A 14,711-nucleotide genomic window follows, 5' to 3' on the forward strand; every position below is an offset into this window, starting at 1 on the left:
TTACAATAACGGTTCATGCTGATGAGCCCCATCAAAAAACACCTAATTTATTTCACGCTTATGAAGCCTATCATCAGTCGCAGCATTCTTATCTTACTTCTCGCACTGCTCCATACTCCTTCGCTGCTCCATGCGCAGACTCCAGTCAAACGTGAGTTCCGGGGAGCATGGATACAATGCGTCAACGGACAGTTTTTGGGTATGTCCACCCAGAAGATGCAACAAACGCTGCTCTATCAGTTGGATGAACTCAAAAAAGACGGTGTCAATGCCATCATTTTCCAAGTCAGACCCGAATGCGACGCACTCTATCAAAGCAATATAGAACCATGGAGCCGGTTCCTCACAGGCAAGCAAGGACAGGCACCACAGCCCTATTGGGACCCGTTGCAGTGGATGATAGAACAATGCCATCAGCGGGGCATGGAGCTTCATGCGTGGATCAATCCCTACCGTGCGAAAACTAAAAACACTACGCAGCTTGCCAACAACCATGTCGCCATCAAGCATCCCGACTGGGTGTTTGCATACGACGGGCTCTTCATCCTCAACCCGGGAATACCGGAGAACAGGAACTACATCTGCCAAGTCGTAGAGGATATTCTCAAGCGGTATGACGTGGATGGTCTCCATATTGACGACTATTTCTATCCTTACCCTGCAGCAGGACAGAACATTCCCGACCAGCGTCAGTTCCAGCAATATAACAACGGATTCAGCAATATCAACGATTGGCGACGCGACAACGTCAACCTCTTTGTGAAGCAACTTGGTGAAACCATACGCAAGACCAAGCCGTGGGTGAAGTTCGGCGTGTCTCCTTTCGGAATCTATAGAAATAAGAAGTCCGACCCACATATCGGAAGCAATACCAACGGGCTGCAGAATTATGACGACCTTTATGCCGACGTCCTTTTGTGGGTCAACAACGGATGGATAGACTATTGTGTTCCGCAAATCTATTGGGAGATAGGTAACAAGGCTGCCGACTATCAGACGCTCATCACCTGGTGGAATAAATATGCCGGAGCCCGCCCGCTCTACATCGGCGAAGATGTGGAAAGAACCGTCAAACATCCCGACCCCAACAATCCGCGCAGCCATCAGCTCGGAATCAAGAGACAGTTGCATGCGCAGATGAAGAATGTCAAGGGAACAGTGCTTTGGTATGCCAAGGCGGTTGTTGACAACACTGGAAACTACGGCACCGCGCTCAGAAACAATTATTGGCGCTATCCCGCACTTCAGCCGCTCATGCCGTTCATCGACAGCAAGGCACCCAAAAAGCCGAAGCGTCTCAAGCCCATCATGACCGAAGACGGCATGGTGCTCTTTTGGACGGCACCATCAGGAAAGAAGTGGGGCGACCAGCCGCATCAATATGTCGTCTATCGGTTTGCGAAGGGCGAGTCTGTCAACATCAATGACCCGAAACACATCGTAGCCGTGACCAAACAGACTTTCTTCCGTCTCCCTGACGCTGGTGGACAGCGGTTTACCTATGTCGTGACGACGCTCGACAGGATGAGCAACGAGAGCAAACCGGCAAAGGCAAAAGTCACGCACTGATGACATTTGTCATTTGCTCACGCCATATTCTGAGCATCTTGTCGGAAAGCTCAGTCCAATTTGTGGGCAGGGATAAATCAAAAACAGCTTCCATACCGCAAAGGTACAGCAGCAGTTTTGTGTGAGGAAAGACAATAATAGCGCCTAATCATCTATTACAGATCCTTCTCCTCCGCATTTGAAGCATATGCCATTTTGGACATGCTTGTATTGTGGTAGATATCCACTGCCACTACATCTATCACAGGGCTTAAGAAGTCCAAGTTGTTCTCCTTCTGAACTATAACATGGAATTGAACCTTGTTCATGACGTTTTTGATGGCAGTCTTTGCATAAAGTAATTAAATGCTCATTAGAGTAATCCCATGGCATTCTTCTCAAAATATAATGCGTGTGATGAATATTTAGGCCTTTTATTTCAGTACATGTACTGGGGAAATAAATTGCTAGATGTCTATACCCGGCGGTTATGCTTGCGACAACACCATAGAAACATAAATTCTCTATAGTTAAAAAAACTTTATCAGATAGTTTCTTTTCAAATTCTACGAAGTATAACCAATCACTAAGGTCTTTATTCTTTTTGTGTCCTACTGCATGCGCGTAACTAAATATTGCATTTGAAGTTTCAATCTCATATTCACATATAATCTTAGACATAGATATGGGCTCAAATATAGCTATATTTAAATCTTTCCGATTTGCTGATTCTAGTACATTAAATTCACATATATAAAGATTTTTGTTTTTCTTTATAACATCTAAATTTGTTTCTTTAACTTCAGTATATTTTTTTAATGGAGGATTTGTAAAAAAAGCAGATGGAGAAAGCCCCATAAGGCTCCATTGTTTAAATATAGAATCTAAATCCTTAATGTCTTCAAGACAAATAATGCTTCCATTGTGAAAACCGAATAAGCCACAGTCTTGACAAATGTAATGGTCTCTAGTTAAGATTTCATCACATTTTTGCGACCATTCATTTTGTTGTAGAAGTTCGGTGTATGTCATTTCTTCTTTTTCGCAAAGTTACAAAAAAAATCAGAACCAGTACCCTCCCGACGACTTTTTGTTTTAAAAAGTTTCGGGATGTACAATTCTTCCATTGCTGAAGCGTGCCATTCGGGGAACACATCGGCATGTTCGCGGATGATGTTCACCAGGTCAAAGAACTGCTGCTGGTGAATATCAATATCCACCAGCAGCATCAGTTCTAAGGATTGAAGTATTCGTATGACTTGTAGCATCAGCGGATGGGAGAGAAGTGCCCGTCCGCGTTAATCCGATATGACGGAGTCTGCTCCCTACATAATCGGTATTTGCAGTTTGACGATGATGTTGCGTCCCATGTTGAATACGCCCCTTCGTCCGGTGACAGGGTTCACGTCCGCATATTTCAACCGGCTGAGATGATGCTGGTAAGCCTTGTTCGTCAGGTTGCTCACTTCCATGAACAGGCTGGCAACCTTCTTTCCGCGCACCGTCAGGTCGCTCCCAGCCGAGAGGTTGAACAGCGTGTAGCCGGGCGTTGCTGTCTCCGTTTGTTCAGCTGCGTAGAAGTGGTTCTGTCGGAAATTGCACGTCATGCCCACAGCGACGAAGGCGTTGTTCAGCAACTGTCCGTCGTGCGTAATCTCGTATTTCACCTCGGCGTTCCATCTTGCTGGGGGCGTGAACGGCAGATACTTGCTCTCGCGCGGTTGGTGGCGCTGTGTGGCGTTGACCATTGAGAAGGTGTTTCCGATGTGCAGGCTGTGGAACGGGTGGAAATCCAGTTCCGCTTCAAGCCCGTAGAGGCGTGCGTCCCCGCTGTCAAATTTGTAAGTGTTGTAGCCTTCCGTCTGCACGCCGTCTATTCTGTGCAGGAAGATGTAGTTGTCGATGGCTGTGGCAAACAGGTTTACTTGTGCGGAAACCCATTTCGAAGAGAAGTCTGCCCCCAAGTCTGCCTGCCAGCTGTATTCCGCTTTCAGTTGGTGGTTGCCCAGTTCGTATCGGATGGTTCCTTCGTGCACGCCGTTCGACCCCAGTTCGCTGATGTTCGGTGCGCGGAATCCCCGTGCAATGTTGGCACGCAGGTTGAGCACTGGCGTGAGATGCCACACCGCCCCGATGCTTCCCGTCACGCCGTTGAAGTGGCGTGAGAACTGCTCGAAGCGCTCCTCCCCGTCGTCGGTCAGTGCCTCGCTGTGGATGTTGCGGCGGTCGAACCGTATGCCGCCGTTCACGCTCCATCGTCCAAATTCCTTTCCCGTCGTCAGGTAGAGTCCGATGTCGAACAGCCTGTATGCCGGAATCAGGTATTCGTCGCCTTTGTTCAGCGAGCGCTGGTACATTCCGTTTGTTCCGATTGCAGTTTTCCAACCTTCGTTCTCGTTGATGGTATAACGGAAATCATAGTTCAGCGTGTGCAGTTGGAAGTAGAGCCCATAGCGGTTGGGGTCGTCCTCTTCTTCGAACTCCTTCCGTTGGTTTTGCTGGTAGCCGACAATGGCTTTCAACCGTCCGTCTCCGATTCGTATGGAGTTGTCCCACACCGCTTTGTAGTGGTACACCTTCTGGTAGGGGAGACCGTGCCCGTAGGTCTTCACCTTTTCGTATGGGCGCTCCAGTTCTCCCGTCTCCTCATCGCGTTCGCCTTCGATGATGCTCGGTGTGGTTTGGAAATAGCTGAGGCGTAAACGCGAAAAGCCCCAGTCGCGGTGGATGCCGAGCAGTGCCGACAGCGCCTGTTCGCTGAATTGCGAGTTGCTCACGTAGCCGTCGTAGCGGTTTTTGTAGGCATGGGCGTGCTTGCCGCTGTAGCGGAGGCTCCATGCCAGTCCTTTCTGGTTACCGCCGATGCGGAGCGAGTAGCCCAGCAGCCCGTTGTTGGACTGGTATTCGCTTGAGAGGCTTCCGCGCACTTCTCCCAGCGGAACAATCGGCTCGCTGTTGAACACCAGTACGCCAGCCATCGCATCGGAGCCGTACATCAAACTTGCCGGACCTTTCAGAATCTCGACGCTGCCGACGTTGTTGCCGTCGATTTCTATGCCGTGCTCGTCGCCCCATTGCTGTCCTTCCTGGCGGATGCCGTCGCTCACGACAATCAGTCGGTTGTAGCCCAGTCCGCGAATGACGGGTTTCGAAATGCCGCTGCCGGTGGTGATTTGCGAAAGTCCCGGCTTGCGGGCGATGGCGTCGATGATGTTCGATGCCGCTGTGTGGTGAAGCTCATCGTTGGTGATGAGCGAAATGGGAGTGGAAGCATTCTTCAGCTTTGTTTCGCCAGCCACACCCGTCACGACCACCTCGCTCAGATTGAGGTGTCGGAAGAAAACGTCCGTAGAATCGGGCGTCTCCTGTGCCGTCGCCATTATACATATATATAATAGTGACAGCAGGAAAAAACTTTTTTTCATCCTGTTGAATTTTTTGTTAGGTGGGTTCTGTCAATTAGCTTTAGATGATGTTTGATTGATTGTTGCGCAGTTTTCCAAAGAACGCTGCCTGAATGAAACAAACATATTAATTGACAGAACACACCGTTAATAAATGCGGTTAAAAAATCTCTACAGGATGACTGGCGGTGCGCGCGATGATTTGTAAGATATGGGTAAATAGGCATACGGACGGTCGTCAGTCCTGCGCATCACAACGCCCAGCATCGTGAGAGCGGCGACGCAAATAGCCGTAGCCTTGATGAAACTGAAGGTGAGGAACTGGCAGAAAATACACTCGATTCCGCACGAAAAACCGCTCGACAGGTGTCCGCTATGCGCCTGATGGTGGACACACGCTTCGCACAACGTCTCCTGCTCGCCAACAACTTCGTGGCGATGCAGCGAGGCGGTCATCATCAGCGGAACGAACAGCCCCAGCAGAATCCAGGCATTGATGCGTTTTCGCAGTTCCATATTAACTCGTTGCAAAGATAATCAATTATTCCGAATACGTGAAATTTATTTCAAAATGTAGATGTCTTTTACCGATTTTCCGTCACTCAACGTGCTTCTTTCACTCACGAACTCCCAGCTTTCACATGAATAATTATACAAAAACAGTCTCGAAACTGCATATTTTGAAGTAAAAAAACGCGACAACGAAAAAATGGAAAAATAGGAAGAAAAAAGTGCTTTTTTAACAATTGAAAATCCGTTTTTGAAGCGTAAAAAAGTGAAAGTGCCACTTTGATGTTGCGAAAGTTGCCCTTTCAGGAGCCCAAAGTTGTCGTTTTGCATCGCAAAAGTTACACTTTTGGAAGCTAAAAGTGGCACTTTCAGGCAGATTTTCGCGACGTTTTTGAGTGTTAAAAAGCAGAAGTCGTTGTGCCATAGTAAGTTGCGCCGATGCGCGAGATTCGCGTATTTGCGACCCAAGTTCAACTCAGTCGGAAAAAACGCAAGCATTTGGCGTTATAACGGCAAAACTACTCCTCTAAATATGCAAAACTGCGTATAAATAAACACCTCCCATCGCCAAAGTTTTTCCGCCTCCTCATCTCATCCCAAGACACCACATCCTTCCCCATAAGTTTGCAGGATTGCGAAAAAATTGCTATATTTGAAGTCGAAATGACAGATGCCAGGTAATGGCTACTTAAAGAAAGGTGTCGCGATTCATGGAATATATATAATCTTGATATGTTCAGGAAAAATAAAAGTAATTCAAATTGCGAACATGGAGTTCGCGTAAATAGTTTATCTTTGCAGCAAAAAGAAAATTATGGCAACAAATAAAAACGCTCTCATACGCTATAAACATTTAGATGTGCTTCTATCAGATCGTCATCATTATTATGATATTAACGACCTGACAGAGATGGTAAATTCCATGCTTTCTAATAATGGTTTTAAGACCGTCACACGTCGTTGCATAGAGAAAGATCTTGTGTCTCTTACGGAAAGTCCTTTCAATGCACCTATCAAGCGTTTCAAGTGGAATGGGAAGAACTGTGTGACCTACAAGAATTCCTCTTTTTCTATCTTCGAACAAGAATTAAGCGGTGAGGAGCGACATCTACTTCACGAGGTGCTCAATACCCTTGGACAATTCGAGGGTTTAGCCCACTTCGAATGGTTGGAGATGTTCAAGATTGGGTTGGGGTTTGAGGAATGTCGACAGATTATCAGCTTCAGCAACAATCCTTATTTGGTAAACTCCAGTCTGTTGGGAACCCTCTTCGACCAGATTTCCAACAAAGTAGTTATTCGCCTTTCGTATCACACTTTTGCTGATACAACTGTTCGCGACATCGTTTTCCATCCCTATTTGTTGAAGCAGTATAATGACCGTTGGTTCCTGCTTGGTGCTACCGATGGTGACAAAAAGATTCTCACTTTCGCCCTTGACAGAATCGACAAGGTCGAACCTCTTCCCGAAAAGAAATATGCTGAGTGTTCGGAAGACTTTTATGAGCGTTTTGAAGATATCGTAGGAGTTACCTATTATGAAGATCGTCCTGTTGAACATATCCTCTGTTGGGTAAGTGATGCCTCTAAGGGATATATCGATACCAAACCCATTCATGGAAGTTATACACCTATAAAAGGAGAAAAAGACCAACAGTTGCATGAACAATATCCCCAACTTCAGGGCGGCTTGTTCTTCACTTTGGACTGCATCAACAATTATGAGCTTATCCGCGAACTATGTTCCTATGGCAAAGAACTCATCGTACTAAGCTCTGACGGAATCGTTGCGGATGAAGTGAAGAAAAGAATTTGCGAGATGAATGAGCAATATAATTGTATTTTAAATAGCAAAAAGTAGAGAATTGATAAAATCGAATGATTGTAAATATGAACGAAATAGTATTCCAAAACAGAAATGAGCAGTTTGCTGAGGTCGTTTCAATGATTCAGCATACAAGGAATGAAGTCGTGAGACTAGCCAATACCTCTCTTATAGACCTCTATTGGAGAATAGGCAAGTACATCTTTGATAAAATTTCCGTTTCAGAATGGGGTGACGGCGTAGTCAAACAACTAGCTGATTATATTGAAAGGAATAGTCCTGAAACAAAAGGCTTTTCTGACAAAAACCTTTGGCGAATGAAGCAGTTCTATGAGACATATAATGGCATGGACGAAAAACTCTCAACACTGTTGAGACAAATTAGTTGGTCGAATAATTTGACAATAATGAGTCGTTGCAAAACCCATGAAGAAAGGGAATTTTATCTGAATCTATGTATTCATGATCATCTTTCATTTCGCCAGTTAAATCGCCAAATCGATAGTGCTCTTTATGAAAGGAATAAAATAGGGGCTCCAAAACTCTCACCAGTGTTGAGAGAAATTGCGCCCCAGGCAGAACAGTTATTCCGAGACCAATATATCATGGAGTTTATCGGAGGAAAGGAGTATCAGCACGAGAACAGCATGAAGGCAGCGCTGGTTAAACAGATGAAGAGGTTTATTCTAGAACTCGGAAAAGACTTCCTGTTCATCGACGAAGAGTACCGTTTACAGGTAGGCAATAGTGATTTCCGTATTGATTTGTTGTTCTATCATAGAGAGCTACAATGCCTTGTGGCTTTCGAACTGAAGACAGAGAAATTCAAGCCAGAGCACCTTGGCCAGTTGAATTTCTATTTGGAGGCTCTTGATAGAGATGTCAGAAAACCGAAGGAGAATCCAAGCATAGGCATACTCCTTTGTAAAGACAAGGATGATACGGTGGTGGAATATGCTTTGAGTCGTAGTCTTTCGCCTACAATGGTAGCGGAATATCAGCTTTGCCTTCCAGATAAGACGCTTTTGCAACAAAAGTTGCATGACATAATAGAACAAGATTCTTGAAATGAATAATATTCCGAAATGCGAACATTAATTTTGTTCAAGTGTAGTTACTTTGTACTAAAAATTTAAAACTTTAAAATATGACATTTACATGGATACCTTTTTATAAAGAGTTTGCTAAAGAACTCTTACTATTTAGAAATGACAGGAAACCGTTGGTAGATTGGATATATGACAACCTGCAAGGTCATATCAACCATCTGAAAGATGCACCTGATGGTAGGCGGGTGCCAGATATAGACCCATTCTCAGTTTTTGCGATCATTAATCGTAGCATTACTTGGCAAAAGAAAAAAGATATCTGTATCAAGTTTAAGAATTTCTTAAATGTTTCTGCGCCAGTTCCTCAAGATTTTATTGGTGTTCCAGAGATGAATGCCCAAAGAACAAACTTTATGGCATTTGAAGATCGTCGTAAAGATGGAGATATAGAAAGATTGTGGAAGCTTTTTGAGGATGCAGTATTAGATAAGAATATTGAAGATTCATATAATGCTCTTAATGGTCAATTTCTAATCAAATACAATATTACTATTGGCTTGTTTTGGATACAACCAGATAAATATCTCGCATTAGATGGTCATAATAGAGATAAATTGACTTCGCTAGGAATTGCATCTTTTGATGGGAATTTTGTCTCTTATAGCGAATATGAAAAAATAATGAAGCGTCTTACTGAAAAGATGAAATCTGGAGAGATTGTTGGTTGTACTAGCTTTGTAGAGTTCTCACACGACGCTTACATAGAAGAAAACGGGACAAAAGATGTGGTGAAAGAGGATAATTTGAGAAAGATAAATACTAGTACACAGTATTGGACCTTTTCACCTGGTGAGAAAGCCTCAAAGTGGTCGCAATGTATAGAAGAAGGAATTATGTGTATTGGTTGGGATGAGATAGGTGATTTGTCACAATACTCATCTCGTGAAGACATGAGGTTAGACGTAAAAAAGCATTATCCTTCTGATGGCAACGCTAAAAATGACTCTTTGGCTCTTTGGCAATTTGCGAATGAAATGAGAATTGGGGATATTGTGTTTGCGAAAAAAGGAATGACGAAAATCATTGGACGAGGCATAGTCGTGTCAGATTACATATATGCCCCCTCGCGCACAACTTACAAGCATATAAGGAAAGTTCAATGGACGCATGTCGGGGAATGGACAACAGATGATAAACATGCGATGAAAACACTGACTAATGTTACAAAATATACTGATTATGTGGAAAGACTAAAAGAAATTGTTGAAGGCGTCATCAACCCAGTCAACAATGATTCATCGACAAAACAATATTGGTGGTTAACAGGTAGTCCGAAATACTGGAGTCCGTCAAAGAATTGGGAATTAGGGGATGATATAGACTATACACTTTATAATGAGAAAGGAAACAAGCGGCGCATTTTCAAACATTTCCATGAGGCAAAGCCTGGCGATATCGTGATTGTATATGAATCAATACCTGTGTTGCAAATTGTTGCAATAGGACGTGTGGTTTCAGAAACAGATGGAGAGGTCCTGTATATTCGTAAGATTGAAGAATTGTTGTCGCCAGTTCCATATTCCGAGATCCTGAACAATCCTATTCTAAAAAAATCGGAGCCAGTTATGAATCGTTGTCAAGGTAGCCTTTTCCGACTTGCCAATGATGAATATGATGAAGTGATGCGACTCATTCGCAAAGAAAATCCAGAGCCGATCATAGAAGAGGAAGAGCAAACAGAAGAATATGCTAATTATACGGATGAAGACTTCTTGGCGGAAGTGTACATGGATGAATATCAGTTGCTGACGTTGAAATCCTTGTTGCTGCGTAAGAAGAATCTGATTCTGCAGGGCGCTCCTGGTGTTGGCAAAACCTTTACAGCCCAACGGCTTGCTTTCGCTATTATGGGTATGAAAGATGAGTCTCGTGTGAAAGTTATCCAGTTCCACCAGAACTATAGCTATGAAGATTTTGTAATGGGCTATAAACCGAATGAAGAAGGTGGCTTTTCTCTCATCAATGGTATTTTCTACGACTTTTGTCAACAAGCAAAATTACATCGCGAAATGCAATATTTCTTGATTATCGACGAAATCAATCGCGGAAATATGAGTAAAATTTTCGGTGAGTTGTTACAACTGATAGAAGCTGACAATCGTGAGCATCCTATCCAGTTGGCTTATAACAGGCAGCGCTTCTCAGTGCCAAGCAACTTGTATATTATTGGTATGATGAATACAGCCGACAGAAGTCTGGCGATGATTGATTATGCTCTGCGTCGTAGGTTCAGTTTCTATGAGATGAAGCCTGGATTTGAAACAAATGCGTTTAATGCGTATATTTCCAAGTGGGATACACCTCAGCTTAGAAAACTGATTAAGGCCATTGTTGAATTGAATAAAGTTATTGAAAACGATGGCTCGCTTGGGGCAGGTTTCTGTATAGGTCATAGCTATCTATGTAATTTAGAAAAAGATTACGATTTGAATAGTATTGTGGAATATGACATTATCCCAATGCTTCGTGAATATTGGTTTGATAATGACAGTAAATTCAATCAAGAAGCGCAGAAATTAAGGAATGCTTTGCTATGACGGAAGATAAAGGCAAACTGATTCATAATATTTACTATATGTTGGCTTATGCTTTTCAAGAGCTTAGGCAGAATAACTATGCGGAGATAGAGGGCGAGACGTTTGATAATATATACGACCTCTTTGCTGAGATATTAGCCAGAGGTATATCCTATCAACTGAAACAGGGACTTCATCGTGAATATGTGGCTAAAAACGAATCGATGCACACTATAAAAGGGAAGATAGATATCAATGGTACTATTGCCAATAGAGTGCGCAACATTCGTCAGGTAGTGTGTGATTATGATGAGTTGTCAGAGAACAATGTGTACAACCAGATACTCTTGACTACGTCAACTATTTTGATAAGACATTCTGATGTAAAAAAAGAAACAAAGGCAAAACTAAAACAAGTAATGCTGTTCTTCCAAAATGTTGAGTCTATAGATCTGCATACTATACGTTGGAACTCCTTGCGATTTGATCGTAATAATAGGAATTATCGCATGTTGATTTATCTTTGCTATTTCATAGTGTGCGAATGGCTTATGACAACAGAAGAAGGAGATTTTAAGATGCGAGAATTCTCAGACGATAATATGTGTCGGCTTTTCGAGAAGTTTGTGTTAGAGTATTATAAGAAACATTATCCAGAATTAAAGCCTTGTGCAGAACAGATAGGTTGGAATGTTGTGAATGAAACTACGGATGTTTCCATATTACCAATAATGCAAACAGATGTTTTGTTATCGTTGGGGCAAAGGACCTTGATTATCGATACAAAATATTATTCAAAGATTATGCAACAGCAATATGGGAAAGAGAGTCTTCGTAATAGTCATCTTTATCAGATACGGACTTATGTAAATGAGTATGACAGGGACCATCTTCATAATGTGGATGGTATGTTGTTATATGCCAAGACTCAAGTAGATGATATTACAGATGCACAAATTTCTCATCGTGATGGCTTTACGCTTTATATTCGTACGTTGGATTTAAACTCCGATTTTGATGAAATAAGAAAACGTTTAGATAGTTTTATTTGTTGTGATACAATAGAATTTCAAAACTCTCAACACTGTTGAGAGAAATTGCGCTTCGCAACCCTGTATTATCTTTGCATCGTGAAACAGAACAACAATCCAACTTCGTACAATAAATCCAGAAGTCGGAATTACTAAAGAAGATTCAGAAAAAGTAATTAATATATTGAATAGATAGAGGAATGAAGAAAGTAATGGTCATCCCCGATGTGCATGGGCGCATCTTTTGGAAAGAACCTGTCAAGAAGTATTTGGATGTTGTTGATAGGGTGGTATTTCTTGGTGACTATCTTGATCCGTACGAGGGTGAAGATGGATTGGCTGATGATATCTTCGAAAATATGATGGAGATTATAGCACTGAAGCAGAGCAACATGGAAAAGGTTGTGCTACTGAAAGGCAATCATGACCAGCATTATATTTCGGAACTATTTGAGATAATGGCTGGTGGCACGCGCATGGATCAGCAGAACTGGAACAAGTATCATCAGACGTTCATGAAATACAAGGATTTGTTCCGAATTGCACATTATGAGCAGGTAGGTAAGATGCCGTATGTATTCTCGCATGCAGGTTTGACACTTTATTGGCTGAAGAAAGTAAATGAAAAAGTGTGGCATCTGTTTGACAGTAAGATTTCCGTGACAGACCCAGAAATTATAGAAAGAATAAACCTATTGGACGATGAGGGGCGCGGACAGGAAATGCTGGCGGTCATTGGAAGTTATCGTTCGGGCTTCGGAGAAAAGACAGGAAGCGTTCTTTGGGCAGATATAGAAGAACATGCTATTCCTAATGCCCCTAAAGCATACGGTCTGAATAAAGTTTTTCAAGTGTTTGGGCACTCAATGCTTATTGAGGGGTGTGACAAAATAGAATATGATAATTTCTGTATGATTGACTCCCAGCAATGTTTCATGATAGATAGTGAAAACAAAAAGAAAATCGTTGCCGTTAAATAGTATTTCAATGCTACGAAATGCAGAAAAAAACAAGCTACCGAGCAAACCTCGGTAGCTTGTTTTTGGGGTAGTATTAATCATCCCCCCTCCTGACTTCATCACTTTTTTGCGCCATCATATAGCGCACAATGATAATCAGCGAGTTACGTAAAATTATTGGGTGGTTTGGGTGGCGCAAGCGAAAAACGTGTACCTTTGCACCATGTATGTACGCAAGAAACACAATCGTTCCGGCTCTACAAGTGTGGTAGTGGTCAGTAAAGCGAGTGGAAAGTATAAAGAAATAAAATCGTTTGGCTCCTCTACATCCGAAGAGGAAATACATTCATTATGCGATAAGGCTGCTGCATGGATACGTTCATTTGGCGGTCAGCAAGAACTTGACTTTGATGACCGCAAGGGAAAGGAAGTCGAGGAGACAGAGCGTTTCCTTAGCAATATTGACAACGTGTTGATAAACGGTACTCGGCTTCTGCTTGATCAAGTCTATGACAGCATCGGCTTCAACCGGATTCCCGATGAGATTCTGCGTCATTTGGTAATCGCAAGGGTGTCGCAGCCCAGAAGCAAACTTGCCACAGTAGATTACCTGAAGTCATATTATGATGAAGATGTTGACCTCAACCACATCTATCGCTACATGGACAAGCTCTACAATACCCAGATGGAGCTTGCGCAGCAGATTAGCGTAGAGCACACCCGGAAACTGTTCGGAGGCAAGATTGGATTGATGTTCTACGACGTGACGACGCTCTACTTTGAGACAGCACAGACGGACGTATTGCGTGAACCGGGGTTTTCAAAGGATGGAAAGACGGCAGAGTCACAGGTTATACTCGGTCTGCTTGTATCAGAAGGAGGCTACCCGCTTTCATACTCTCTGTTCAACGGCAGCCAGTATGAGGGCTTCACCATGATACCAATGATAGATGACTTCAAGCAGCGTTTCAATCTGGGGAAAGATTTTGTTGTGGTGGCAGACTCAGGCTTGATGAACAAGAACAATGTCACTTTGCTGCAGGAGGCTGGCTACAACTACATACTTGGAGCCCGCATCAAGAGCGAGAGCGCAAGCGTGAAGCAATGGATTCTCTCTTTAGAGAAGGTTGATAAAGCCTGTTACGACTACAAACGTGAGAATGGGGAAAGACTTATCGTCAGTTATTCCGACAAGCGTGCAAAGAAGGATGCCTACAACCGTGACCGCGGAATTGTCCGATTGAGAAAAGCCTATAAGACCGGACGCATCACGAAGAGTCAGGTGAACAAGCGTGGCTACAACAAGTTTCTTGAAATCAGCAAGGACATAGAAGTCGTCATCAGCGAAGAGAAGATTGCAGAGGACTGCCAGTGGGACGGACTCAAGGGCTACATCACCAATACAGACCTTGACGCCGAGCGTGTCATTGCCGAGTATCATGGACTCTGGGTGGTGGAACGTGCATTCCGTATTTCAAAAGGAACTCTGGAAATGCGTCCGATGTTTCATTTTACAGAACGTAGGATAGAGGCACATGTCTGCATTTGCTTCATCGCCTATAAGGTATATAAGGAACTGGAGCGACTCATTGCCATTAACAAGATTGGGATGAGTGTCGATAAGGTGCTTGAGGCAGCCAAAACTATCACGACAATCAGGGTAAGGATGCCTAAAAACGGGACTTACTTCACTAAGACACTCTTCTTGACGGAGAAGCACCTCGCAGTGAAACCACTTTTCGACATATCTGGCAACAAATCTTAATTTGGGTGGCGCATTGACGAAGTCAGGAAAAAAACAAGCTACCG

11 protein-coding genes are annotated in these 14,711 nt (G+C 43.3%); 7 read left to right on the forward strand and 4 right to left on the reverse strand.

The annotated features are described in order from the left end of the window. Window positions 1–21 precede the first annotated feature (21 nt). Complete coding sequence (locus GRF55_RS03370) at window positions 22–1,569, forward strand: glycoside hydrolase family 10 protein (RefSeq protein ID WP_370626745.1); 1,548 nt, start codon at window positions 22–24, stop codon at window positions 1,567–1,569. Between the two features lie 144 nt (window positions 1,570–1,713). Here GRF55_RS03370 and GRF55_RS03375 read toward each other — a convergent pair whose 3' ends face one another. The 4 genes from GRF55_RS03375 to GRF55_RS03390 all read right to left on the reverse strand — a co-directional run bounded on the left by GRF55_RS03375 (window position 1,714) and on the right by GRF55_RS03390 (window position 5,468). Continuing rightward, window positions 1,714–2,580, reverse strand: coding sequence for a hypothetical protein (locus GRF55_RS03375; RefSeq protein ID WP_220369145.1), 867 nt, complete (start codon window positions 2,578–2,580; stop codon window positions 1,714–1,716). Beyond that, complete coding sequence (locus tag GRF55_RS03380; RefSeq protein ID WP_370626746.1) at window positions 2,577–2,816, reverse strand: DUF6712 family protein; 240 nt, start codon at window positions 2,814–2,816, stop codon at window positions 2,577–2,579. Before GRF55_RS03380 ends, GRF55_RS03375 begins: the two co-directional genes overlap by 4 nt. A gap of 57 nt (window positions 2,817–2,873) precedes the next feature. Then, on the reverse strand, window positions 2,874–4,973 hold the full coding sequence (locus GRF55_RS03385; RefSeq protein WP_255563825.1) for a TonB-dependent siderophore receptor: 2,100 nt from the start codon (window positions 4,971–4,973) through the stop codon (window positions 2,874–2,876). A gap of 150 nt (window positions 4,974–5,123) precedes the next feature. Further along, the gene (locus GRF55_RS03390; protein ID WP_220369147.1) at window positions 5,124–5,468 is read right to left on the reverse strand and encodes a hypothetical protein; all 345 of its coding nucleotides are present in this window, start codon (window positions 5,466–5,468) and stop codon (window positions 5,124–5,126) included. A gap of 808 nt (window positions 5,469–6,276) precedes the next feature. Between GRF55_RS03390 and GRF55_RS03395 the strand changes: the two genes are divergently transcribed. From GRF55_RS03395 to GRF55_RS03420, 6 genes are all read left to right on the forward strand, one after another. Next, window positions 6,277–7,323, forward strand: a complete 1,047-nt coding sequence (locus GRF55_RS03395) for a YafY family protein (protein ID WP_220369148.1) — start codon at window positions 6,277–6,279, stop codon at window positions 7,321–7,323. Window positions 7,324–7,352: 29 nt separating this feature from the next. Beyond that, complete coding sequence (locus GRF55_RS03400) at window positions 7,353–8,354, forward strand: YhcG family protein (RefSeq protein WP_220369149.1); 1,002 nt, start codon at window positions 7,353–7,355, stop codon at window positions 8,352–8,354. Window positions 8,355–8,434: 80 nt separating this feature from the next. Further along, window positions 8,435–10,933, forward strand: a complete 2,499-nt coding sequence (locus tag GRF55_RS03405) for an AAA family ATPase (protein WP_255563826.1) — start codon at window positions 8,435–8,437, stop codon at window positions 10,931–10,933. Then, window positions 10,930–12,003: a 5-methylcytosine-specific restriction endonuclease system specificity protein McrC gene (gene mcrC, locus GRF55_RS03410; RefSeq protein WP_220369150.1), complete on the forward strand. Its 1,074-nt coding sequence runs from the start codon at window positions 10,930–10,932 to the stop codon at window positions 12,001–12,003. The genes GRF55_RS03405 and mcrC overlap by 4 nt, the downstream gene beginning before the upstream one ends. 140 nt (window positions 12,004–12,143) lie before the next feature. Next, on the forward strand, window positions 12,144–12,923 hold the full coding sequence (locus GRF55_RS03415) for a metallophosphoesterase (protein WP_220369151.1): 780 nt from the start codon (window positions 12,144–12,146) through the stop codon (window positions 12,921–12,923). A gap of 202 nt (window positions 12,924–13,125) precedes the next feature. After that, window positions 13,126–14,667 (forward strand): IS1634 family transposase, encoded by a 1,542-nt coding sequence (locus GRF55_RS03420; RefSeq protein WP_172774742.1) that lies wholly within the window; start codon window positions 13,126–13,128, stop codon window positions 14,665–14,667. Window positions 14,668–14,711: the final 44 nt, after the last annotated feature.

The organism is Prevotella sp. Rep29, assembly GCF_019551475.1.
Taxonomy (GTDB): domain Bacteria; phylum Bacteroidota; class Bacteroidia; order Bacteroidales; family Bacteroidaceae; genus Prevotella.

What these genes read in the sequence shown, in the direction of transcription:
- mcrC (WP_220369150.1), top strand. Translation starts at nt 10,930, where the DNA reads ATGACGGAAGATAAAGGCAAACTGATTCATAATATTTACTATATGTTG.
- GRF55_RS03420 (WP_172774742.1), top strand. Translation starts at nt 13,126, where the DNA reads ATGTATGTACGCAAGAAACACAATCGTTCCGGCTCTACAAGTGTGGTA.
- GRF55_RS03415 (WP_220369151.1), top strand. Translation starts at nt 12,144, where the DNA reads ATGAAGAAAGTAATGGTCATCCCCGATGTGCATGGGCGCATCTTTTGG.
- GRF55_RS03405 (WP_255563826.1), top strand. Translation starts at nt 8,435, where the DNA reads ATGACATTTACATGGATACCTTTTTATAAAGAGTTTGCTAAAGAACTC.
- GRF55_RS03390 (WP_220369147.1), bottom strand. Translation starts at nt 5,468, where the DNA reads ATGGAACTGCGAAAACGCATCAATGCCTGGATTCTGCTGGGGCTGTTC.
- GRF55_RS03380 (WP_370626746.1), bottom strand. Translation starts at nt 2,816, where the DNA reads ATGCTACAAGTCATACGAATACTTCAATCCTTAGAACTGATGCTGCTG.
- GRF55_RS03375 (WP_220369145.1), bottom strand. Translation starts at nt 2,580, where the DNA reads ATGACATACACCGAACTTCTACAACAAAATGAATGGTCGCAAAAATGT.
- GRF55_RS03370 (WP_370626745.1), top strand. Translation starts at nt 22, where the DNA reads ATGAGCCCCATCAAAAAACACCTAATTTATTTCACGCTTATGAAGCCT.
- GRF55_RS03400 (WP_220369149.1), top strand. Translation starts at nt 7,353, where the DNA reads ATGAACGAAATAGTATTCCAAAACAGAAATGAGCAGTTTGCTGAGGTC.
- GRF55_RS03395 (WP_220369148.1), top strand. Translation starts at nt 6,277, where the DNA reads ATGGCAACAAATAAAAACGCTCTCATACGCTATAAACATTTAGATGTG.
- GRF55_RS03385 (WP_255563825.1), bottom strand. Translation starts at nt 4,973, where the DNA reads ATGAAAAAAAGTTTTTTCCTGCTGTCACTATTATATATATGTATAATG.